At 68.8% G+C, this 20,403-nt stretch carries 21 protein-coding genes; 14 read left to right on the forward strand and 7 right to left on the reverse strand.

The window, feature by feature from the left end; all coding sequences use genetic code 11:
* Nucleotides 1-57: 57 nt before the first annotated feature.
* A complete protein-coding gene (locus AC51BJ_RS01415; protein ID WP_430432646.1) occupies nucleotides 58-1,131 on the reverse strand; it encodes a glycosyltransferase in 1,074 nt (357 codons plus the stop codon).
* 84 nt (nucleotides 1,132-1,215) lie between these two features.
* On the opposite strand from AC51BJ_RS01415, the gene ilvD reads away from it, so the two are divergent.
* Nucleotides 1,216-3,069 carry a dihydroxy-acid dehydratase gene (ilvD, locus tag AC51BJ_RS01420; RefSeq protein WP_430432645.1) on the forward strand — a complete coding sequence of 618 codons (1,854 nt, stop codon included), beginning with the start codon at nucleotides 1,216-1,218 and terminating at the stop codon, nucleotides 3,067-3,069.
* Between the two features lie 59 nt (nucleotides 3,070-3,128).
* On the opposite strand, the gene AC51BJ_RS01425 is transcribed toward ilvD, so the two are convergent.
* Genes AC51BJ_RS01425 through AC51BJ_RS01435 form a run of 3 tightly spaced genes read right to left on the reverse strand, consistent with a single transcriptional unit; the run spans nucleotide 3,129 to nucleotide 7,306 of the window.
* On the reverse strand, nucleotides 3,129-4,352 hold the full coding sequence (locus tag AC51BJ_RS01425; protein ID WP_496279095.1) for a multifunctional CCA addition/repair protein: 1,224 nt from the start codon (nucleotides 4,350-4,352) through the stop codon (nucleotides 3,129-3,131).
* Nucleotides 4,353-5,309 carry a complex I NDUFA9 subunit family protein gene (locus AC51BJ_RS01430; protein ID WP_496279096.1) on the reverse strand — a complete coding sequence of 319 codons (957 nt, stop codon included), beginning with the start codon at nucleotides 5,307-5,309 and terminating at the stop codon, nucleotides 4,353-4,355.
* Nucleotides 5,310-5,350: 41 nt separating this feature from the next.
* On the reverse strand, nucleotides 5,351-7,306 hold the full coding sequence (locus tag AC51BJ_RS01435) for a lytic transglycosylase domain-containing protein (RefSeq protein ID WP_496279097.1): 1,956 nt from the start codon (nucleotides 7,304-7,306) through the stop codon (nucleotides 5,351-5,353).
* 42 nt (nucleotides 7,307-7,348) lie between these two features.
* Here AC51BJ_RS01435 and AC51BJ_RS01440 point away from each other — a divergent pair, with 42 nt between their 5' ends.
* A complete protein-coding gene (locus AC51BJ_RS01440) occupies nucleotides 7,349-7,933 on the forward strand; it encodes a 5-formyltetrahydrofolate cyclo-ligase (RefSeq protein WP_496279098.1) in 585 nt (194 codons plus the stop codon).
* Between the two features lie 112 nt (nucleotides 7,934-8,045).
* Nucleotides 8,046-8,555, forward strand: a complete 510-nt coding sequence (locus AC51BJ_RS01445) for a DUF1269 domain-containing protein (protein WP_430432640.1) — start codon at nucleotides 8,046-8,048, stop codon at nucleotides 8,553-8,555.
* 50 nt (nucleotides 8,556-8,605) lie between these two features.
* Here AC51BJ_RS01445 and AC51BJ_RS01450 read toward each other — a convergent pair whose 3' ends face one another.
* The 3 genes from AC51BJ_RS01450 to ilvA all read right to left on the reverse strand — a co-directional run bounded on the left by AC51BJ_RS01450 (nucleotide 8,606) and on the right by ilvA (nucleotide 11,683).
* Entirely contained in the window at nucleotides 8,606-9,133 is a 528-nt protein-coding gene (locus AC51BJ_RS01450; RefSeq protein ID WP_304000624.1) for an SRPBCC family protein, read from the reverse strand.
* An 88-nt stretch (nucleotides 9,134-9,221) separates the two neighbouring features.
* The gene (locus AC51BJ_RS01455) at nucleotides 9,222-10,175 is read right to left on the reverse strand and encodes a YVTN family beta-propeller repeat protein (protein ID WP_496279099.1); all 954 of its coding nucleotides are present in this window, start codon (nucleotides 10,173-10,175) and stop codon (nucleotides 9,222-9,224) included.
* The gene (gene ilvA / locus AC51BJ_RS01460) at nucleotides 10,172-11,683 is read right to left on the reverse strand and encodes a threonine ammonia-lyase, biosynthetic (RefSeq protein ID WP_496279100.1); all 1,512 of its coding nucleotides are present in this window, start codon (nucleotides 11,681-11,683) and stop codon (nucleotides 10,172-10,174) included. Before ilvA ends, AC51BJ_RS01455 begins: the two co-directional genes overlap by 4 nt.
* A gap of 116 nt (nucleotides 11,684-11,799) precedes the next feature.
* Between ilvA and AC51BJ_RS01465 the strand changes: the two genes are divergently transcribed.
* The 11 genes from AC51BJ_RS01465 to thiL all read left to right on the forward strand — a co-directional run bounded on the left by AC51BJ_RS01465 (nucleotide 11,800) and on the right by thiL (nucleotide 20,398).
* Nucleotides 11,800-12,207 carry a YqaA family protein gene (locus AC51BJ_RS01465; RefSeq protein ID WP_496279101.1) on the forward strand — a complete coding sequence of 136 codons (408 nt, stop codon included), beginning with the start codon at nucleotides 11,800-11,802 and terminating at the stop codon, nucleotides 12,205-12,207.
* Nucleotides 12,204-13,292: a VanZ family protein gene (locus AC51BJ_RS01470; RefSeq protein ID WP_496279102.1), complete on the forward strand. Its 1,089-nt coding sequence runs from the start codon at nucleotides 12,204-12,206 to the stop codon at nucleotides 13,290-13,292. The genes AC51BJ_RS01465 and AC51BJ_RS01470 overlap by 4 nt, the downstream gene beginning before the upstream one ends.
* Nucleotides 13,293-13,321: 29 nt before the next feature.
* Nucleotides 13,322-13,630, forward strand: coding sequence for a (2Fe-2S) ferredoxin domain-containing protein (locus tag AC51BJ_RS01475; RefSeq protein ID WP_430432635.1), 309 nt, complete (start codon nucleotides 13,322-13,324; stop codon nucleotides 13,628-13,630).
* A complete protein-coding gene (locus AC51BJ_RS01480) occupies nucleotides 13,630-14,295 on the forward strand; it encodes an alpha/beta hydrolase (protein ID WP_496279103.1) in 666 nt (221 codons plus the stop codon). The genes AC51BJ_RS01475 and AC51BJ_RS01480 overlap by 1 nt, the downstream gene beginning before the upstream one ends.
* Nucleotides 14,292-14,624 (forward strand): divalent-cation tolerance protein CutA, encoded by a 333-nt coding sequence (gene cutA / locus AC51BJ_RS01485; RefSeq protein WP_430432633.1) that lies wholly within the window; start codon nucleotides 14,292-14,294, stop codon nucleotides 14,622-14,624. The genes AC51BJ_RS01480 and cutA overlap by 4 nt, the downstream gene beginning before the upstream one ends.
* A complete protein-coding gene (gene dsbD, locus AC51BJ_RS01490) occupies nucleotides 14,621-16,495 on the forward strand; it encodes a protein-disulfide reductase DsbD (protein WP_496279104.1) in 1,875 nt (624 codons plus the stop codon). Before cutA ends, dsbD begins: the two co-directional genes overlap by 4 nt.
* A 41-nt stretch (nucleotides 16,496-16,536) precedes the next feature.
* Nucleotides 16,537-17,145: a riboflavin synthase gene (locus AC51BJ_RS01495; RefSeq protein WP_496279105.1), complete on the forward strand. Its 609-nt coding sequence runs from the start codon at nucleotides 16,537-16,539 to the stop codon at nucleotides 17,143-17,145.
* Entirely contained in the window at nucleotides 17,142-18,230 is a 1,089-nt protein-coding gene (gene ribBA, locus AC51BJ_RS01500) for a bifunctional 3,4-dihydroxy-2-butanone-4-phosphate synthase/GTP cyclohydrolase II (protein WP_496279106.1), read from the forward strand. The genes AC51BJ_RS01495 and ribBA overlap by 4 nt, the downstream gene beginning before the upstream one ends.
* Nucleotides 18,231-18,427: 197 nt before the next feature.
* Nucleotides 18,428-18,901, forward strand: a complete 474-nt coding sequence (gene ribH, locus AC51BJ_RS01505) for a 6,7-dimethyl-8-ribityllumazine synthase (RefSeq protein ID WP_020163184.1) — start codon at nucleotides 18,428-18,430, stop codon at nucleotides 18,899-18,901.
* A 2-nt stretch (nucleotides 18,902-18,903) separates the two neighbouring features.
* Nucleotides 18,904-19,371, forward strand: coding sequence for a transcription antitermination factor NusB (gene nusB, locus AC51BJ_RS01510; RefSeq protein ID WP_496279107.1), 468 nt, complete (start codon nucleotides 18,904-18,906; stop codon nucleotides 19,369-19,371).
* A 70-nt stretch (nucleotides 19,372-19,441) separates the two neighbouring features.
* Nucleotides 19,442-20,398, forward strand: coding sequence for a thiamine-phosphate kinase (gene thiL / locus AC51BJ_RS01515; RefSeq protein ID WP_496279108.1), 957 nt, complete (start codon nucleotides 19,442-19,444; stop codon nucleotides 20,396-20,398).
* Nucleotides 20,399-20,403 lie beyond the last annotated feature (5 nt).

A 20,403-nucleotide genomic window follows, 5' to 3' on the forward strand; every position in this document is an offset into this window, starting at 1 on the left:
CACAACACACTGTTTAACAATGATTTTTCCAAGGTACCTTAGTGACTCGAAGCGTGTTCAGGCGCGCAGCCAGGCCATCAGTCCGCCATAGCAGGCCGCATGCGAAAAGCGGTCGCGGGCGTAGGCGTGGGCGGCGCGCGCGTAGCGCTGGCGCAGCGGCAGATCGTCGAGCAGCGTGCGGCAGGCGTCGGCAAAGGCAGTGGCTTCGTCGGCGAGCAGAAAGGCTTCGCCAGCGCCATCCTCCAGGCCGCGCGCACCTTCGCGCGTGGTGACCAGGGGCAGACCGGCGGCGAGCGCCTCAACCGTCTTGATCTTCAGCCCCGAGCCCCAGCGCACCGGGTTGATGGCGATGTCCACGCCGCTCCACAGCACCTCAATGTCGGGAACGAAGCCGCGCGCGCGGATGCCGTACGGCAACGGCTGCGGCAGCAGCGCGGCGATGTGTCCGGCCACCTGCAGCTCAGCGCCCTCGGCCGCCAGCGGTGGCCACACGTCGTCGATGAACCACTGCAGTCCGTGCCGGTTCGCCACCCACTGGCTGGCCGCGTAACCGACCACGCGCGAATCCGGCCTCACCGGCTGCGCCGGCAGCACCACCGGGTGCGGCACGCACAGCGCGCGCTCGCCGAGCACGGCGGCGACGCGGGCATGATCGTCCGGCTGGATCAGCAGCACGCGGTCGTAGTGACGCAGAAAGCCCAGCTCGCGCTCGAACTCCAGCGCCTCCTCGACTGCCACGCCGGCGCGCGCACGCGACGCGGCGTTGTCACTGACCAGGTCGTGCGTGTCGATCACCAGCCGGATGCCATGCGGTACCGCCAGCCGCAGGAAGTCGAGCTGCAGCCGCGACAGCAGCACGCAGTCCGGCGCGATCTGCCGGCACATCGCGCGCAGCCCGCTCACCAGTGCGGCGCGTTCCGGCCTCGCGGTGTCGCCGACCGCGAGCCGGTAGCGATGCCGGCTGCGCTCGACGAAGGGTCGGGTGGCTGCGTCAGGCTGCTCGGGGAAGAACACGGTCAGTTCGCAGACCTCCGCCAGTGCATCGATCAGCGCCGCAGTGCGTGCCGCCTCGCCGTTACCGGCACGCCAGTAGCGACTGCGCGTGACGAATATCAGTTTCGGTCGGCTCATCGGAGGCTCATCGGGGAAGATGAAGGGACGGAAGGTGAAGGGACGGATAGAATTCCTCTTTTACCCGATTCTGCAGGAGCTTCCATGCCCGCCTACCGTTCCCGTACCTCGACCCACGGCCGCAACATGGCCGGCGCCCGCGCGCTGTGGCGCGCCACCGGCATGAAGGACGGCGATTTCGGCAAGCCCATCATCGCCATCGCGAACAGTTTCACCCAGTTCGTGCCGGGCCACGTGCACCTGAAGGACCTCGGCCAGATGGTCGCCCGCGAGATCGAGAAGGCCGGCGGCGTCGCCAAGGAATTCAACACCATCGCGGTCGATGACGGCATCGCGATGGGCCACGGCGGCATGCTGTACTCGCTGCCGTCGCGCGACCTGATCGCCGACAGCGTCGAATACATGGTGAACGCCCACTGCGCCGACGCGCTGGTGTGCATCTCGAACTGCGACAAGATCACCCCGGGCATGCTGATGGCGGCAATGCGGCTGAACATCCCGACCGTGTTCGTGTCCGGCGGCCCGATGGAAGCAGGCAAGGTGAACTGGGGCCAGAAGATCATCGCCGTCGATCTGGTCGATGCCATGGTCAAGGGCGCCGACAGCAACTGCTCGGACGAAGAGGCCGAAGCCTACGAACGCAGCGCCTGTCCGACCTGCGGCTCCTGCTCCGGCATGTTCACCGCCAATTCGATGAACTGCCTGACCGAGGCGCTGGGCCTCAGCCTGCCCGGCAACGGCTCGGTGCTGGCCACCCATGCCGACCGCAAGGCGCTGTTCCTGCGCGCCGGCCAGCTGGTCGTCGAACTGTGCCGCAAGTACTACGAGGGCGACGACGCCTCGGTGCTGCCGCGCTCGATCGCCAGCTTCAAGGCCTTCGAGAATGCGATGACACTCGACGTGTCGATGGGCGGCTCGACCAACACCGTGCTGCACCTGCTGGCTGCGGCGAAGGAAGCCGGCGTGCATTTCACGATGGCCGACATCGACCGCATCTCGCGCCACGTGCCCTGCCTGTCCAAGGTGGCGCCGGCCAAGTCGGACGTGCACATGGAAGACGTGCACCGCGCCGGCGGCATCATGGCCATCCTCGGCGAGCTGGACCGCGCCGGCCTGATCCATCGCGACCTGCCGACCGTGCACAGCGCCACGCTGGGCGAGGCGCTCGACAAGTACGACATCGTGCGCACCCAGGACGAGGCCGTCCGCACCTTCTACCGCGCTGCGCCCGGCGGCATCCCGACCCAGGTCGCGTTCTCGCAGGACCGCCGCTACCCGGAACTGGATCTCGACCGCGAGAACGGCGTGATCCGCAACAAGGAACACGCTTTCAGCCAGGACGGCGGGCTGGCCGTGCTGTACGGCAACATCGCCGAGCGCGGCTGCATCGTCAAGACGGCCGGCGTCGATGATTCGATCCTGAAGTTCTCCGGCCCTGCCAAAGTGTTCGAGAGCCAGGACGACGCGGTCACCGGCATCCTCGGCGATCAGGTCAAGCCGGGCGAAGTCGTGGTGATCCGCTACGAAGGTCCGAAGGGCGGCCCGGGCATGCAGGAAATGCTGTATCCGACCACCTATCTGAAGTCCAAAGGCCTGGGCAAGGCCTGCGCACTGCTGACCGACGGTCGCTTCTCCGGCGGCACCTCAGGCCTGTCGATCGGCCACGCCTCGCCGGAAGCGGCCCAGGGCGGCCTGATCGCGCTGGTCAAGGACGGCGACGTGATCGAGATCGACATCCCGAACCGCACCATTCACCTCGCGGTCGATGACGCCGAACTGGCTCGCCGCCGCGAGGCTGAGGAGGACCGCGGCGCCGCGGCCTGGACGCCACACGCGCGGGAACGCGTCGTGTCGGCCGCTCTGCAGGCGTATGCGCTGATGACCACCAGCGCCGACACCGGCGCCGTGCGCGACCTGTCGCAGCTGAAGCGCGGCTGATCGGTTCCGGCCACCGTCGCGCCTGCACCACAGGCGCGACGGCACCACGGCAGTCCGCGTCAGCGCAGCGCCGCCACCGCGTCCACCCGCGCCTTCTGCACCGCCTGTGCGATCGCCGGGCCGGAGACCTTGCCTGCTTCGGCCAGACTTCTCGCCACCGCACCGGCATCGACAGACCTGAACGCGTCAGCGGCCGCGCGCACGAGGTCGGCCTGCGGATAGCCGCGCTCGTCGAAACCCGGACGGCTGCGCGCGTCGGCGGCGCAGGCGAGCAGGATGTCGGCCAGCCGTTCCGGCTTGCGCATCACGTCCAGCCGCTCCAGCAGTTTCACCATCGTGTCGGCGCGCAGTTCGGCGGCACGGTGCACATTCGTGTGCTCCTGCGCCACCAGGCGGCCGATGTCAGCGACCTCTACCGGCACACGCAGACGCTCGGCCACTGTACGCGCCAGCCTGGCGCTGCGCGCTTCGTGCGCGATGTGGCGCGGCCATTCCGCCTTCGGCGTCGTGCCCTTGCCAAGGTCGTGCGCCACCAGCGCCCAGCGCGCCGCCAGCGAAGCCCCGTGCGCGGCCGCCCAGTCCAGGCACTGCATCAGGTGGATGCCGGTGTCGATCTCCGGATGGTGCTGCGGCGGCTGCGGCACGCCGAACAGCGCGTCCACCTCCGGCAGCACGACACGCAGTGCGCCGCACTCGCGCAGCACTTCGATCATGCGCGAGGGCTTCGCCTCCATCAGCCCGCGCGACACTTCCTGCCACACGCGCTCGGCCACCAGTGCATCGACCTCGCCGCAATCCACCATGTCGCGCATCAGCGCCATCGTTGCCGGCGCCACCGTGAAGTCATGGAAGCGCGCGGCGAAGCGGGCCAGCCTGAGTATCCGCACCGGGTCTTCCGCGAAGGCGGCGCTGACGTGGCGCAGCACGCGCGCGGCGATGTCGGCGCGGCCATTGCACGGATCGATGAGCGTGCCGTCGTCGGCGCGTGCGATCGCGTTGATGGTGAGGTCGCGCCGCTGCAGATCCTGCTCCAGCGTCACCGTACGGTCGGCGTGGAACACGAAGCCGCGGTAGCCGGGCGCGGTCTTGCGCTCGGTGCGCGCCAGCGCGTGTTCCTCGTGCGTCTGCGGGTGCAGGAAGACCGGAAAGTCGCGGCCGACCGGCGTATAGCCGGCGGCCACCATGTCTTCCGGCGTGGCGCCGACGACCACCCAGTCGCGGTCGCCGGCCGGCAGCCCCATCAGCTCGTCACGGACCGAGCCGCCGACGCGGTAGATCTTCATCTATCTGTGCGCTTTCGAGCGCGCGTGCTCGAAGCGGTCGGTCGGCCGGAAGTCGGCCAGGCAGGCGTCGATCTCGCTCTCCAGTGTCAGCGGCACGAAACCGAAAGGCAGCGCGCAGCCGGCGTCGCACACGCTGTCGACCTGCATTGAGCGCAGGTTGTCGCGCGACATCAGCGTCGGTCCCGGCGCCAGTTCCAGCGCCAGCGCCTGCAGCGACGCCAGCGGACCGGGCAGGCCGATGACGCAGCGTTCGGCGCCGATGGCGCGGCCGGTCATCTTCACCAGTTCGCGCATCGTATAGACCTTGGGGCCGCACAGCGCATAGGTTTGGCCGACCGCCGTCTCGTCGCCCAGCGCATGCACGATGCAGCGCGCGACGTCGCGCGCCGCGACCGGCTGGTAGCGGGTGTCGGCACCGGCCAGCGGGAACACCGGGAACATCTTCAGCAGACCTGCGAACATCGACAGGAAGCACTTGCCGTCGCCATACACCAGCGACGGACGGAATATCGTCCAGTCCACGCCGCCCGCACGGATGGCCGCCTCACCGGCCGCCTTGGAGCGCAGATACTCCGACGGCGCCCCCTCGGACGCGCCGAGCGCGCTGACCTGGATGAGCTGCCGCACGCCGGCCGCCTTCGCCGCGGCGGCGATGGCCTTGGGCAGCGCCACGTGCGCACGCTCGAAGTCGCGGCCCCAGGGACTGCCGCCGCGCGAGTGCAGGATGCCGACGAAATTGACCACCGCGTCCACGCCGCTCATCAGGCGCGCCAGCGTGGCCGGGTCGTGCACGTCGGCCTCGACCACGTCGATCATCGGCAGCAGGATGAGGTGCTTGGCGCGGTCGCGGCGGCGCGTCGGCACGATGACGCGCACGTCGCGGGCGGCCAGCTGGCTGGCGACGTGGCTACCGATGAAGCCGGCGCCACCGATCAGGAGGACGGTTTTCGGAAACATGGATGCACTCCGGGTCTGTTGTTCGAGACTCTGTTTGTGGATCAGATCGGATCGTCCGGCAGCGCGCCGGGACCGGGCTGTATGGTGCCGAGTCGCTGCTTGAGCCCCACCTCCTTGCGACCGAACACGAGGTTGTACATGACGGCGTTGGCCATCACTTTCTTCACGTAGTCGCGCGTTTCGGTGAACGGAATGGTTTCGGCGTAGATGGCACCTTCCAGCGGTTTGGCAGCACGCCACTTCTTGGCGCGCCCCGGCCCGGCGTTGTAGCCGGCACTGGCCAGCACCGGATGGTCGTCCAGGCTGTCCAGCACCAGACGCATATAGCTGGTGCCGAGCAACAGATTGGTGTCGGTGTCGGCGATCTGCGAGGGCTGGTAGCCGTTCAGACCGATCTTCTTCGCTACCCACTTGGCCGTCGCCGGCATTACCTGCATCAGGCCCTGGGCGCCGGCCGACGACTTCGCGTTCATGATGAAGCGGCTCTCCTGCCGCATCAGGCCATACACCCAGCTCAGATCGAGCGCACGCGCCTGCACGTGCGGTTCGACTTCGCTGCGCATCGGTGCCAGATAGCGCAGCGCGTAGTCGTGCTCGGCCACCGTGCGGTCGGCGCTGGCGATGGCGCGGTCCCACAACGACTTCTTCACCGCGAAATGGGCGACCGCCAGCAGTGTGCGGTCGTCCGCCTCGCGGATGGCCCAGTTCCACTCGCGCAGCGCCTCGGTCCGCAGATCGAGCGCAAACAGCTTGAGCGCGCGCTGGATGGCCGGCATCAGTTCGGCGCGACGGATGTCCTCCGGCGACGGCTCGGCTGCCTGTGGCGGCAGCTGGTAGGGCTGGCCCAGTTCCTCGCGCGCCAGAAGACCGTAGAAGTTCGGCTGGTCGGCAATGCGGCGGTAGTGTTTGCGCGCCTGATCGACGTGACCGGTGGCGCCGCGCGCGCGGCCCCCCCAGTAGATCCATTCCGGCTTCGACGCCAGCGCTTCGGGCATGCGCTCGACGATGTCGCGCAGCACCTTCCACTTGCCGTCGCGCATCGCGGCGCGCGCGCACCAGGCGAACACCTCGTCGCCATCCATCGCGTCGTCAGCCGAGCGGCACCACTGCAGCGCGCGCGGGTCGTGCCGCATCGCGCCCTGCCAGCCGAGCTGACCGAAGGCGTAGGCGCGCTCCTGCGGACTCAGACGGGCGGCGATCACCTCCAGGCTGCGCTCGGCCGCACGCACGTCGTTGCGCGCCATGCGGGCGACCGCCATCAGCGCCAGTTCGCGGCCGCGGCGGGTGATCGAAAAGTTGGCCGGCTGGCGGACCAGCCAGCGCGCCGGATTGGCGACGATGTCGTCGAGCACCCGACCCGGCCGTTCGGCCGCCGGCAGCAGATCCAGCACGCTGCTCGCCTGACCCGGCCGCTTCGCCTCCATCTGCCGGCGCGCACGCGCCCAGACGTCGTCCTCGCTCAGACGGCCAGCGTCGAACAGCGCGGCGAACACCGGGTTGCAGGCCGACGGGGCGTCGTCCAGCGTGTCCCACAGCGCGCGCGCCTCATCGACTGCCGCGGCGTCGCCCGCCACCATGCCCGCTCGCGCGGCGTGACAGCGCAGGTCGTTCTCGGGCGACGGATTCTTCTGCGGCAGCTTCGCGTATTCGGTGCGGTAAGCCGCCCACTGCTCGGTCTTCGCCAGCTGGCGCAGCCAGTCGCTGCGCAGGCGTTGCGCAACCACCGTGTCGGCATTGCGTTCGAGGAACACCGCAATGCTGTCCGGCGACGCGCGGTCGATGTCCATGCGCAGCCGGTAGTAATCGATGTAGGACGCCAGCGGGTGGGACTGCAGGCCGGCGGCATAGCGTTCGAAGGCCTGGCGGTTGCCGGCGGCAAAAGCGTCGCGCGCGGCGAGGAAGGCCGCGTCGTCATAGGCGTGCGCGACGGCAGCGACAGTCATGCAGGCGCCGATGAACAGCGTGCGGACAGTGTGAAGCGGGAATCGTGTGGGCATCTGCTAGTGTTTCCTGGTTTGCACGAATGATACCGCCCGCACATGAATGTTCCCGATGATCGCGCACGCCGCAAGGCGCTGCGACTCGAACTGGTCGGCCGCCGCCTGGCCATGGACCCGGCCACCCTGGCGCCGCTGCACGCCGCGCTGAGCGAAAGGCTGGAGGTGCTGCTGACCCGTCTGGCGCCGCGCTCGATCGGCTTCACCTGGCCGTATCGCGGCGAATTCGACGCGCTGCCGCTGATGCGCCGCTGGCTGACCGCCGACCCGGCGCGCTGGGCCGCGCTGCCGGTGGTGGGCGAAAAGGGCCAGCCGATGACCTTCCGCCGCTGGGCGCCGGAGACCGCAATGGCGACCGACCGCTACGGCATCCCCTATCCGGCCGAGGGCGAACCGGTGGTGCCTGAACTGCTGCTGATCCCGTGCAACGGTTTCGACGCGCGCGGCTACCGGCTGGGCTACGGCGCCGGCCACTACGACCGCACGCTGGCCGCGCTCGAACCGACGCCGCTGGCGGTCGGCGTGGCGATCGAGGACGGTCGCCTCGACGACCTGCAGCCGCAGCCGCACGACCTGCCGATGGACTGGATCGTCACCGAAGCCGACACCTTCCCGTCGCACCGCTGAGCGGCCGCGCAGCGCGCCGCCGGCCGTCTATGCTGGAAGCAGTCCCGACCTGATCGCGCGCCTGCCTGCAGCGAGGTGCGTGCCTGCAAGGCCCTGCACGGAGGAGGACGGCATGAAACGCATCTATTTCCTGGTACCCGGCATCGATACGGCGCGCACCGTGGTGAACGACATGCTGGTGGCGCGCATTCCCGAGAAGCACATCCACATCCTGGCGCGGCGCGGTACACCACTGGAGGAATTGCCGGAAGCGACCATGCTGCAGAAGTCCGACTTCTCGCCAGCGGTACAGCGCGGACTGGCCATGGGCGGCAGCGTCGGCATACTCGGCGGACTGATCGGACTGGCGCTGTCGCCCGGTGCGGCGGTGATCGCCGGCGGCATCCTGCTGGCGTCTGGCCTGGGCGGCGCCGGTGCCGGAGCCTGGGTCGGCGGCATGGTCGGGCTGACCGCCGGCAACACCCACCTGAAGGCCTTCGAAGAGGCGATCGAACAGGGCCAGCTGCTGGTCATGCTCGACGTGCCGCGCACGCGGGTCGAGGAAATCACCGAACGGGTACGCGCCCTGCATCCGCAGGTGCAGCCGCACGGCGCCGACCCGGACATTCCGGTGTTTCCGTAGGCGAAAAAAACCGGGCCGCGCTGGCCCGGTTATGTGCGCCCTGTGGACGCTTACTTCTCCATCACCTTCTTCAGATTCTCAAGACCGCTCTTGTAGACGCCGGTCACCGCGGTCAGCGCGGCTTCGTCGTCCTCACCCTTCGGGGGATCGTTGTTCATGTACTTGCGATAGAACGCACCACGCCATTCGACCACCGAGGTGCCGCCGTCGCCGGCCTTCACCGTCAGATTGGAACTGTAGTTGGTCACCGGCAGTGCGCCGCCGTCCTTGGCGCGATAGGAGAACTTCTTCGCCGCCGGATCGATGGACTCCAGCGTCTCCACCAGTTCGCCGCCGCCCTTGAGCTTCAGCGTACGCACCGAGCCGACGTTGCTGCCGTTGGTGGCGGTGCTGCTCTCGACCGCCGGATGCCAGCCCTGCAGCTGGGTGAAATCGCTCACCTTGGCCCACACCGCATCCGGGCTGGCCTTGATGGTGATGGTTTCGAACGCCTTCTGGCGGGTCGGGCCGTGCGCGTGGGCGAACGATGCCGCCAGCGACGCGGCCAGCATCATGACGAATGCCGATACAAAACGCATGGGTTGAATCTCCTCGTTGTCAGAATGGTTGGGTTGAAAAGTCGGCGACGAAAAAAGGCGGTGAAGATAGCGGCAAGCACGGTCGCGATCAACGTGCCGCCGCAGACTTGTGCATGAAGCGCCCGAATCCGCGCGGGTTGCGCCCGAGTTCGATGCTGCCCAGCGACTGTCCGGTCCGCGCGTCGTACACGCCGACCAGATCGTCCATCCAGCTCACGACCAGCAGTTTAGTGCCGGCCACCGCGACGCCCTCGGGATAAACGACCGAAGGCCAGGTCGCGATGACGCGCCGTTCGACGGTGTCGATGACCGACACGCTGTCGCCCTTCTGGTTGGTCACGTAAGCGCGCGCGCCGTCGTCCGAGAAAGCGATGCCGTAGGGCGCCTTGCCGACCGGCAGTGTAGCGACCGTGCGTGACTGTGCGAGGTCGACCACCGACACGTCGTCGCTCCACACGTTCAGCGCGTACAGCGTGCGGCCGTCGGCCGACAGTTCGAGCGCGAAAGGATGGTTGCCGACGGCAATGACGGCGGTCTGCTTCATCGCATCGAGGTCGAGCACACCGACCGCGTTGTCGTCGCGGTTGGCGACGTAGGCGGTGCGGCTGTCCGGCGACGCGACCAGCCCGGCCGGCGCATTGCCGACCGCGATCTCGCCGAGTGCGGCGTGGCTCGCCGCATCGAATACCAGCACGCGGTGCGAGAACCAGTCGGCCACCAGCACACGCCGGCCGTCCGGCGTCACGGTGATGCCGACCGGGCTGCGACCGGCCTTCATCTCGCCGACCACCGCGCGGCTTGCCAGATCGATCACCGTGATCGTCGCACTGTCCGGTGCGCTGACGAAGGCCTTGCCGGCCGCCTCGCTGACCCATACACCGGCCGGCGACTTGCCGGCCGGCAGCCGGGCGACGATGGTCGAGGCGTCGACGTCGACCACCGTCACCTCGTGCGAGCCCTGGTTCGTGATGTAGGCCAGCGGCCCGGCCGAGGCACAGGTCGCGGCGGCGCACAGCGCCAGCAGGACGGCGAGGCGCCTCATCCGAGGAAGAGCTTGTACGCCGGGTTGGCGGTTTCCTCGCGCCAGGAATAGCCCAGCGTGTCGAGGAAGCGCTGCAGCGCCTCGGCATCGCCCGGCGGCACCTGCATGCCGACCAGCACGCGGCCGTAATCGGCGCCGTGGTTGCGGTAGTGGAACAGGCTGATGTTCCAGTCACGGCTCATCGATTCGAGGAATTTCATCAGCGCACCCGGACGCTCCGGGAATTCGAAGCGATAGACCTGCTCGTGACCGACGTCGGGACTGCGGCCGCCGACCATGTAGCGCACGTGCAGCTTGGCCATTTCGTCGTCGGTCAGATCCAGCGCCGGATAGCCGTTGGCGGCGAGGTGATTCACCAGCTCGGCCGCCTCGGCGCGGCCCGATACCTGCACGCCGACGAAGGCGTGCGCCTCTTTCGCGTCCTTGTAGCGGTAATTCAGTTCGGTGATGTTGCGACGGCCGAACAGCGACACCAGTTCGCGATAGGCACCCGGGCGTTCAGGCAGTGTCACCGCCAGCACGGCTTCACGCGATTCGCCGATCTCTGCACGCTCGGCGACGAAGCGCAGGCGGTCGAAATTCATGTTGGCGCCGCTGGCGATGGCGACCAGGGTCTTGCCCTTCACGTTGTTGCGCGCCGCCCAGGCCTTGGCCCCGGCCACCGCCAGCGCACCGGCCGGCTCAAGAATGGAGCGGGTGTCCTCGAACACGTCCTTGATCGCGGCACAGATGGCGTCGGTATCGACCAGCACCATTTCGTCGACGTACTGCTGCGCCAGCCGGAAGGTTTCCTCGCCGACCAGCTTGACCGCGGCGCCATCGGCGAACAGCCCGACGCTGTCGAGCTGTATGCGCCTGCCCGCCTTCAGCGACTGCGCCATCGCGTCGGCGTCGGATGCCTCGACGCCGATGATGCGGGTGTTCGGGCGCAGCCGCTTGATGTAGGCCGCCACACCGGCGATCAGCCCGCCGCCGCCGACGCAGCAGAACACGGCGTCGATCGGTTTCGGGTGCTGGCGCAGGATTTCGACGCCTATCGTGCCCTGGCCGGCGATCACGTCCGGATCGTCGAAGGGGTGCACGAAGGTGAGGCCCTGTTCGGCTTCCAGCTTGCGTGCGTGCGCATAGGCCTCGTCGTAGGACTCGCCGGCCAGCACCACCTCGCCGCCGCGCGCCGCCACCGCGTCCACCTTGATGCGCGGCGTCGTCGTAGGCATCACGATGACCGCACGGCAGCCCACCTTGGCCGCCGACAGCGCCACACCCTGAGCGTGGTTGCCGGCCGAAGCGCAGATGACGCCGCGTGCACGCGCCTCGTCCGACAGCTGGGCGATCTTGTTGTAGGCGCCGCGCAGCTTGAACGAGAACACCGGCTGCATGTCCTCGCGCTTGAACAGTACGGTGTTGCCGATGCGCCGCGACAGGTTCGGTGCGGCATCGAGCGGCGTTTCGACCGCGACGTCGTACACTTGCGCGTTGAGGATTCTTTCGAGGTAGTCGGTTTGCATGATGAGGACACAGCGCAGCCCGCACCGGCGCCGGAATGGCCGATGCGCAAGCACGCAAGCCTAGCAGCGCGCGCAGGCCGGGGGCAAATCGCGCCCGGCGCACCGGTGCGCTGAGCATGGATTTCATGCCCGGCGCCGAAGCCAGCCTGGCCGGACTGGCGCTGGCCAGCTTCCTGTCGGCCACCGTGCTGCCCGGCGGCTCGGAGGCGGCGCTGCTGGCCGTGCTCGCTACCCACCCGGAACAGCGCGACGCCGCACTGCTGCTGGCCACCGCCGGCAACACCGCTGGCGGCATGGTGAGCTACGCCATGGGGCGCTTCATCCCGCGCAAGGAACTGCCGGGCCGGCTGGCGCTGCTGCAGCGGCATGGCACGCCGGCGCTGCTGCTGTCCTGGGTGCCACTCATCGGCGACGCGCTGTGCATCGCCGCCGGCTGGCTGCGCCTGCCGCCGCTGCGCAGCGGCCTCATGATGGCGATCGGCAAAGGCGCCCGCTATGTCGCCATCGCCGGGCTGATGGCATGAAGAACAGTCATCACGCCACCCACCTCGCCCGCCACCTCGCGCTGCTGTGGGCACTGCTGATCGCCTACGCCAGCCTGCATCCGCTGAGCGACTTCCGCGAGGGGGGCGGCGATCTGCTCGGCTTCCTGAGCGCGCCGTGGCCGCGCTACTGGACGCGTTTCGATGTGATCGCCAATGCGCTCGGCTACCTGCCGCTGGGCTTCCTGCTGGTGCCGGCCGCGTCGCCCTGGCTGCGCCGCCTGCCGGCGCTGTTCGTCGCCTGCCTGCTGGCGACCGGTCTGTCGATCGGGCTGGAGGTGCTGCAGCACTATCTGCCGACCCGCGTGCCCTCCAATCTCGACGTCGCTTCGAATGCCGTGGGCGCCGCCTGCGGTGCGCTGCTCGGCGCGCGCTGGGGCGGCATGCTGGGCGACGGCGGCGCGCTGGCGCGCTGGCGCGCACGGCGCATCGTGCGCGGCCACACCGGTGAATTCGCGCTGGTGCTGCTGGTGCTGTGGTGGCTGGCGCAGATCGATCCGGACACGCCCTTGTTCGGTCTGGGCGACCTGCGCTGGGTGTTCGGCCTCGAAGCGCCAGTCGATTTCACCGAGCGGCGCTACCGCGCGGTCGAGATCGGTGCCTGTATCTGCGCCATGGTGAGCGTCGGCGTGATCGGCTGGCACAGCATGCGCGCGCGCAGCTTCTGGCTGCTCGGCTCGACTTTCGTCGTCGCGCTGGCGATCAAGGCCGGCTCCGGCGCCGTGCTGGTGCCGGCCGGCGGTGCCTGGCTGTGGGCCACGCCGGGCGCACTGGCCGGGCTGGCCGGCGGCGCTGTCGCGCTGCGCGTCGCGCTGTGGCTGCCGGTCACGCTGCGCTTCGGCGTCGCGGCGCTGACCCTGCTCGCCGGCGTGGCGCTGGTGAATCTGGCGCCCGACAACCCTTACCCGTCGGCGGTGTCCGATGCCTGGCGGGCCGGGCACTTTTTCAATTTCAGCGGTCTGACCCGACTGGCGTCCGCGCTGTGGCCGTATTTCGCGCTGCCTTACCTGATGGCGCTGCAACTGCGCGAAAACCGCGGCCGCCATGCTGCCCACGATCACCGATAATCACGTCTTTGTCCGCATCCGAACCTCGCATGAGCCACTTCAAGCACCACGTATTCTTCTGCTGCAACCAGCGCGCCGAGGGCGAACAGTGCTGTGCTGCGCTGGGCGCCGCCGCGCTGCGCGACTACGCGAAACAGCGCGTCAAGGCGCTGGGCCTGTCCGGCGAAGGCAAGACCCGGGTCAACATGGCCGGCTGTCTGGACCGCTGCGGCGAAGGCCCGGTCATGGTGATCTACCCGGAAGCGGTCTGGTACACCTATGTGGACCGCGAGGACATCGACGAGATCATCGACGAGCACCTGATGCACGGCCGCGTCGTTGAACGGCTGAAGGTCTGATGAATACGCGCATCCAGTCGGAACGCACGGTGATCGCCGGCCCGGTCGGCGGCATCGAGGTGCTGGCCGAGCTGCCGGACCACGCACCGCGCGCGCTGGCGCTGATCGGCCACCCGCACCCGCTGTTCGGCGGCACCATGGAAAACAAGGTGGTGGTAACCGTAGCGCGCGCACTGCGCGAACTGGGCTGCGTCACGCTGCGTTCGCAGTTCCGCGGCGTCGGCGCCACCGAAGGCACGCATGACGAAGGTCGCGGCGAAACCGACGACCAGCTGGCGGTGATCGAACACGGCCTGGATGCATACGGCGACCTGCCGGTCATCGTCGCCGGTTTTTCCTTCGGCGCCTTCGTTGCCACCCGCGTCGCCGACCGGCTGGCCGAGAACGGCCGCCCGGTGGCCGGCATGGTATTGGTCGGCCTGGCCGCTGGCAGCGTCGAGGGCATCCGTCACTACGAGCCGGGTCCGGTGCGCGACGATGCGCTGGTGATCCACGGTGAACGCGACCAGGTCGTGCCGCTGGCCAATGTGCTGGCCTGGGCGGCGCCGCAGAACCTGCCGGTCGCGGTGCTTGGCGACAGCGGCCACTTCTTCCACGGCAAGCTGCACGTGCTGCGCGTGCTGATAGAGCGCTGGTGGCGGGCCACCGCGCCGGCCGGACAATGACCGACGTGCTGCTGGTGCTCACCACGCTGCCGGACGCGGCGACCGCGCAAGGCATCGCGCGATCGCTGGTCGAGGCCGGACACGCCGCCTGCGTCAGCATTGGTGCGCCGGTCCGGTCCATCTACACGTGGCAGGGCGCGATCGAGGAGGCGGACGAGGTGCCGCTGGCGATCAAGACCACCGTCGCCGCCTACGACGCGCTCGAATCCGCGCTGCGCGCGCTGCACCCCTACGAACTGCCCGAAATCATTGCCTTGCCGGTGGACCGTGGTCTGCCGGCCTATCTGCAGTGGGTGGGCAACATGACGACGCATACGGAAAGCCAATGATCCGCACCCTCGTTGCCGCGCTGGCCTGGCTGGCGCTGCTGGCCGCCGCACCGCTGCGCGCCGAACCCGAACTGCTGCCGCTGGAACAGGCTTTCCGCCTGTCGGCCCAGGTGGTGGACCGCAATACGGTCGAGGTGCGCTTCGACATCGCCGACGGCTACTACCTGTACCGCGACAAGCTGGGCTTCGCCGCGGAGCAGGCGGCACTCGGCACGCCGGACATCCCGCCGGGCAAGATGAAGAAGGACGAAATCTTCGGCGATGTCGAAGTGCATCGCGGCCAGTTGCCGATCCGCCTGCCGCTGAGCGCCAGCGGCGAGACGGTGACACTGAAGGTGGCGTCGCAAGGCTGCGCCGACGCCGGCGTGTGCTATCCGCCGAGCGAGCAGACGGTGCTGCTCGACCCGGCACAGCCCGGCGTACGCGTGTGGCCGGCCGGCCTCGACGGCGACAGCGCAGGCGGCGGACTGCTCGACCGGCTGCGCGGCCGCGCCGCTGCAGCCACCTCGTCGCCGGCAACCGACACTCCGGCGGCGACCGACACGACGGCGACCGGCGCTTCGCAGCCGGACGACGGTTCCTTCGCCGCCGGCCTGCTGCGCGGCGGCAATCTGTGGCTGGTCGCCATCACCTTCTTCGGCTTCGGCCTGGCACTGAGCTTCACGCCGTGCGTGCTGCCCATGGTGCCCATCCTGTCCGGCATCATCGTCGGCCACGGCGCCGACATCTCGCGCGGCCGCGCGCTTGCGCTGTCGCTCGCCTACGTGCTGGGCATGGCGGTGACCTACGCCATCGCCGGTGTGGCGGCGGGGCTGTCCGGCACGCTGCTGTCCGCGGCGCTGCAGAACGCCTGGGTGCTGGGCGGTTTCGCGCTGGTGTTCGTCGTGCTCGCACTGTCGATGTTCGGTTTCTACGAACTGCAGCTGCCGACCGCGCTGCAGTCGCGCCTGTCCGACACGGCCAACCACCGGCGCGGCTCCTACGGCGGCATCGTCGCGATGGGCGCGCTGTCTGCGCTCATCGTCGGCCCCTGCGTCGCCGCGCCGCTGGCAGGCGCGCTGCTCTACATCGCACAGACCGGCGACGCCGCGCTCGGCGGGCTGGCGCTGTTCGCACTGGCGCTGGGCATGGGCGCCCCGCTGATCGCGGTCGGCGTGGCGTCGCGCTCGCTGCTGCCGCACACCGGTCCGTGGATGGAGGGCGTCAAGCGCTTCTTCGGCGTGCTGCTGCTGGCCACCGCGATCTGGATCGCGCAACCGGTGCTGCCGGCCCTGTTGGCGATGCTGGCCTGGGCGGTGCTGCTGATCGCCAGCAGCATCTACCTGCACGCGCTCGACCCGCTGCCGGCGCATGCGAAAGGCTGGCACAAGCTGTGGAAAGGCGTTGGCGTGATCGCGCTGCTGGCTGGCGCCAGCATCCTGATCGGCGCCGCGGCCGGCTCGCGCGACCCGCTGCAGCCGCTGTCGGTGCTGCGCGGCGGTGCGGCGGCGGCCGAGGCGAAACCGGTGTTCGAACCGGTGCGCAGCGTGGCCGAACTGGAAGCCCGGCTGGCCGCGGCGACGCGCCCGGTCATGCTCGATTTCTACGCCGACTGGTGCGTGAGCTGCAAGGAAATGGAGCGCTTCACCTTCGCCGACCCCAAGGTGGCCGCCCGACTGGCCGGCTTCACGCTGCTGAAGGCGGACGTCACGGCGAACGACGCCGAACATCAGGCGCTGCTGAAACGTTTCGGCCTGTTCGGACCGCCGGGCATCCTCTTCTTCGGCCCCGACGGGCGCGAGATCGACAGCGCGCGTACGGTCGGTTTCGTACCGGCCGACGCCTTCGCCGCCGGTCTCGATCGCGTAATCGCTGCCAGCAGCGCGCGCTGATCGCGTAAAATCGCGCATCTTTCCGTTGCGCACCCTTCCCCATGTTTTCCGGCATCGTGGCCGCCGTCGGCCGCATCACCCGCATTGATCCACTCGAACAGGGCGTCCGTCTGACCGTGGACACCGCCGGTCTCGGTCTGGACGACGTCGCGCTCGGCGACTCGATCGCCCACAACGGCGTCTGCCTGACGGTGATCGGCATCGACGGCCGCAACGCGCAGTTCGACGTATCGAAGGAAACGCTGAACTGCACCGCCGGCCTCGATGTACCCGGCGAGGTGAACCTGGAAAAGGCGCTGCGCCTGTCCGACCGGCTGGGTGGCCATCTGGTCAGCGGCCACGTCGACGGCGTCGGCACGGTGCGCAGCTTCGAACGCGTCGGCGAATCGCACGAGCTGGTCATCGTCGCGCCCAAGCCGCTGGCCCGCTACATCGCGCGCAAGGGCTCGATCACGGTACAGGGCGTCAGCCTCACCGTGAATCGCGTGGCCGACGTCGACGATGGTTGCGAATTTTCGATCAACCTGATTCCGCACACGGTACAGGTCACCACGCTCGGCAGCCTGAAAGCAGGGAGCCGGGTCAATCTTGAAATCGACCTCATCGCCCGCTACGCGGAGCGCATGATGGCAGCAGAGGATAAGCAATGAGCGCACTGGCGCCGGTCAAGGACATCATCGCCGACATCAAGGCCGGCCGCATGGTCATCCTTGTTGACGAGGAAGATCGCGAAAACGAGGGCGACGTGGTGCTGGCCGCCGAATTCGTGACGCCCGAAGCGATCAATTTCATGGTGAAGCACTGCCGTGGCCTGGTCTGCCTGACGCTGACCGACGAGCGCTGCCGCCAGCTCGGGCTCGAGCAGATGGTGCGTCACAACCGCACGCCGCACGGCACCGCGTTCACCGCGTCGATCGAAGCGGCCACCGGCGTGACCACCGGCATTTCGGCGCACGACCGCGCGCGCACCATCCAGGTGGCGGTGGCGCGCAACGCGAAGCCGGACGACATCGTGATGCCTGGCCACATCTTCCCGCTGACGGCGCAGAAGGGCGGCGTGCTGATCCGCGCCGGTCATACCGAAGCCGGTTGCGACCTCGCACAGCTGGCCGGCCTGGAGCCAGCGGCGGTGATCTGCGAAATACTGAAGGACGACGGCACGATGGCGCGGCTGCCGGACCTGATCGAGTTCGCCAAGGAACACGGCCTGAAGATCGGCGCCATCCGTGACCTGATCGCCTACCGCGCCGCCACCGAAGCGCTGGTGCGCGAGGTGTCGAAACGCGAGGTGCGCAACGCCTACGGCCAGTTCACGCTGCATGGTTTCGAGGACACCACCACCGGCGAAATCCACCTGGCGCTGGTGAAGGGCGAAATCGAGCCGGACACCGAAACACTGGTGCGCGTGCATGAGCCGATTTCGGTGCTCGACTTCCTCGACGCCGACAATCCGCGCCACAGTTTCAGCATCGACCGCGCGATGCAGATCATCAACGACGCCGGCAGCGGCGTCATCGTCATGCTGCGCCGGAACGAAACCGACGCCGGCATGCGCGCGCTGCTGATCGACCCCGCCGACGCACCGGCCGCGCGCTGGGACGCCCGTACCTTCGGTGTCGGCGCGCAGATCCTGCGCTCGCTGAACGTGCGCAAGATGCGGCTGCTCGCCAGCCCGCGCAAGATTCCCAGCATGGCCGGCTTCGACCTCGAACTGACCGGCTACCTGCAGCACTGAGATGTTGGCCCCCACGCTCACTCCGTTCGCCTGGGAAGGGCGGCTTTACACAGCCGCCCCGTTCAACCGGCGCAGCGCATGCGCTGCGAAACCCCGGCGTCACCCCCACCGAGGGGGCTGCGCCCATCCTTGGGGCGGCCCTGCGGATGGCGCGGCGCCCTCATCCAGCGCAATGAACAACTGACTCGGACATCGACATGCCCCGCTTCAACGACATCCCCGAAATCGAGGAAAACCTCGACGGCAAAGGCCTGCGCGTCGCCATCGCCATGGCCCGCTTCAATCCCGACATCGGCAACGGCCTGCTGTCGGCCTGCTGCGCCGAGCTGCGCAAGCTGGGCGTCGCACCGGCCGACACGCTGATCGTGACCGTGCCCGGCGCACTCGAACTGCCGCTGACGCTGCAGCGTCTGGCGCTGTCCGGCAAATACGACGCACTGGTCGCGCTTGGCGCGGTCATCCGCGGCGAGACCTACCACTTCGAGATCGTGTCGAATGAAATGGCGCGCGGCGTGGCCGACATCCAGCTGAAGACCGGCGTGCCGATTGCCAATGGCGTGCTGACGACCGAGGACGACGACCAGGCGATCGCCCGCATGCACGAGAAGGGCGCCGACTGCGGTCGCGCTGCAGTCGAAATGGCGCGCCTGCTCGCCAGACTGACGGATTGACCATGGACGCCAAGCCCGAAGCCACGCGCAAATCCAGCCGCCGCCTCGCCCGTGAATACGCGGTGCAGGGCATCTACCAGTCACTGCTTTCGGGCAACGAGGCGCCGGACATCATCGCCCACCTGAGCGAGGACGCCGGCTTCTCCAAAGTCGATCACAAGCTGTTCCGCACGCTGCTGCGCGGCGCGCTCGACAATGCCGAAGCGCTGCGCGCGCAGTTCGGCGCCCACCTCGACCGCAAGGTGGAGGAACTGTCGCCGGTCGAGCATGCCATCCTGCTGGTAGCCACCTTCGAACTGTCCAACATGATCGAGACGCCCTATCGCGTCGTGATCAACGAGGCGATCGAGTTGACCAAGGAATTCGGCGGCGCCGACGGCCACAAGTTCGTCAACGGCGTGCTCGACAAGCTGGCGCCACAGCTGCGCGCGGTCGAGGTCGAGGCGGCACGCAACCGTCCGCGCGGCTGAGCGCCGTCCGCACGCTGCATATATATGCGCACGGCGTGCATGGCACTTGCTGCATGAGTACCGACGCCGGATGACGCCCGAGTTCGACCTTATCCGCCGCCACTTCGTGCGGCCGATGCGCGCGGCCGCGCTCGGCCCGGGCGACGACTGTGCGCTGGTCGCACCGTCGCCCGGCCACGAACTGGCCATCACCAGCGACATGCTGGTCGCCGGCACCCACTTCCTGCCGGACACCGACCCGCGGCGCCTCGGCTGGAAAGCGCTGGCGGTGAATCTGTCCGACGTCGCCGCGATGGGCGCCGTGCCGCGCTGGGTCACGCTGGCGCTGTCGCTGCCGCAGATCGACCACGACTGGCTGACCGCCTTCGCCGCCGGCTTCTTCGACTGTGCCGATACCTTCGGCGTCGATCTGATCGGCGGTGACACGACGCGCGGCCCGCTCAATCTGTGCGTGACCGCCTTCGGCGAGGTCGCGGCCGGCCGCGCGATACGCCGCAGCGGCGCACGCGTCGGCGACGGCATCTGGGTGTCCGGCCAGCCAGGCCGCGCCGCGCTCGGCCTGGCCGACCTGCAGGGCAAGGTCCGGCTGCACGGCAGCGCGCACGACGACTGCATCACTGCGCTGGAACAGCCGCAGCCGCGCGTCGCCCTCGGCGCTGCATTGCAGGGCCTGGCGACGGCGATGATCGATGTGTCCGACGGCTTGCTGGCCGATCTGGGCCATATCGCCCATGCCAGCGGACTGGGCGCCGTGGTCGATGACGCGGCGCTGCCCTGGGCGGCACTGCACGCCGCCTGCACCGACGGTAAGGCGGTGCGCGACGCGCTGCTGGCCGGCGGCGACGATTACGAACTGCTGTTCTGCGCACCACCCGAAGCCGACGACGCGCTCGCCGCGCTGTCGATCCGACTGGCGCTGCCCCTCACCCGCATCGGCACGATGCAGTCCGGTGACGGCGTGCACCTGGTCGACGCCACCGGCGCAGAACTGCCGGTCGGCCGACGCGGTTATGACCATTTCGCCTGAATCAT

The organism is Methyloversatilis sp. S146-33 (assembly GCF_059552495.1).

What these genes read in the sequence shown, in the direction of transcription:
- AC51BJ_RS01415 (WP_430432646.1), bottom strand. Translation starts at nt 1,131, where the DNA reads ATGAGCCGACCGAAACTGATATTCGTCACGCGCAGTCGCTACTGGCGT.
- ribH (WP_020163184.1), top strand. Translation starts at nt 18,428, where the DNA reads ATGCCCCGCTTCAACGACATCCCCGAAATCGAGGAAAACCTCGACGGC.
- AC51BJ_RS01455 (WP_496279099.1), bottom strand. Translation starts at nt 10,175, where the DNA reads ATGAGGCGCCTCGCCGTCCTGCTGGCGCTGTGCGCCGCCGCGACCTGT.
- thiL (WP_496279108.1), top strand. Translation starts at nt 19,442, where the DNA reads ATGACGCCCGAGTTCGACCTTATCCGCCGCCACTTCGTGCGGCCGATG.
- AC51BJ_RS01435 (WP_496279097.1), bottom strand. Translation starts at nt 7,306, where the DNA reads ATGCCCACACGATTCCCGCTTCACACTGTCCGCACGCTGTTCATCGGC.
- ribBA (WP_496279106.1), top strand. Translation starts at nt 17,142, where the DNA reads ATGAGCGCACTGGCGCCGGTCAAGGACATCATCGCCGACATCAAGGCC.
- AC51BJ_RS01430 (WP_496279096.1), bottom strand. Translation starts at nt 5,309, where the DNA reads ATGTTTCCGAAAACCGTCCTCCTGATCGGTGGCGCCGGCTTCATCGGT.
- cutA (WP_430432633.1), top strand. Translation starts at nt 14,292, where the DNA reads ATGACCGACGTGCTGCTGGTGCTCACCACGCTGCCGGACGCGGCGACC.
- AC51BJ_RS01445 (WP_430432640.1), top strand. Translation starts at nt 8,046, where the DNA reads ATGAAACGCATCTATTTCCTGGTACCCGGCATCGATACGGCGCGCACC.
- ilvA (WP_496279100.1), bottom strand. Translation starts at nt 11,683, where the DNA reads ATGCAAACCGACTACCTCGAAAGAATCCTCAACGCGCAAGTGTACGAC.
- ilvD (WP_430432645.1), top strand. Translation starts at nt 1,216, where the DNA reads ATGCCCGCCTACCGTTCCCGTACCTCGACCCACGGCCGCAACATGGCC.
- AC51BJ_RS01465 (WP_496279101.1), top strand. Translation starts at nt 11,800, where the DNA reads ATGGATTTCATGCCCGGCGCCGAAGCCAGCCTGGCCGGACTGGCGCTG.
- AC51BJ_RS01480 (WP_496279103.1), top strand. Translation starts at nt 13,630, where the DNA reads ATGAATACGCGCATCCAGTCGGAACGCACGGTGATCGCCGGCCCGGTC.
- dsbD (WP_496279104.1), top strand. Translation starts at nt 14,621, where the DNA reads ATGATCCGCACCCTCGTTGCCGCGCTGGCCTGGCTGGCGCTGCTGGCC.
- AC51BJ_RS01450 (WP_304000624.1), bottom strand. Translation starts at nt 9,133, where the DNA reads ATGCGTTTTGTATCGGCATTCGTCATGATGCTGGCCGCGTCGCTGGCG.
- AC51BJ_RS01425 (WP_496279095.1), bottom strand. Translation starts at nt 4,352, where the DNA reads ATGAAGATCTACCGCGTCGGCGGCTCGGTCCGTGACGAGCTGATGGGG.
- AC51BJ_RS01495 (WP_496279105.1), top strand. Translation starts at nt 16,537, where the DNA reads ATGTTTTCCGGCATCGTGGCCGCCGTCGGCCGCATCACCCGCATTGAT.
- nusB (WP_496279107.1), top strand. Translation starts at nt 18,904, where the DNA reads ATGGACGCCAAGCCCGAAGCCACGCGCAAATCCAGCCGCCGCCTCGCC.
- AC51BJ_RS01470 (WP_496279102.1), top strand. Translation starts at nt 12,204, where the DNA reads ATGAAGAACAGTCATCACGCCACCCACCTCGCCCGCCACCTCGCGCTG.
- AC51BJ_RS01475 (WP_430432635.1), top strand. Translation starts at nt 13,322, where the DNA reads ATGAGCCACTTCAAGCACCACGTATTCTTCTGCTGCAACCAGCGCGCC.
- AC51BJ_RS01440 (WP_496279098.1), top strand. Translation starts at nt 7,349, where the DNA reads ATGAATGTTCCCGATGATCGCGCACGCCGCAAGGCGCTGCGACTCGAA.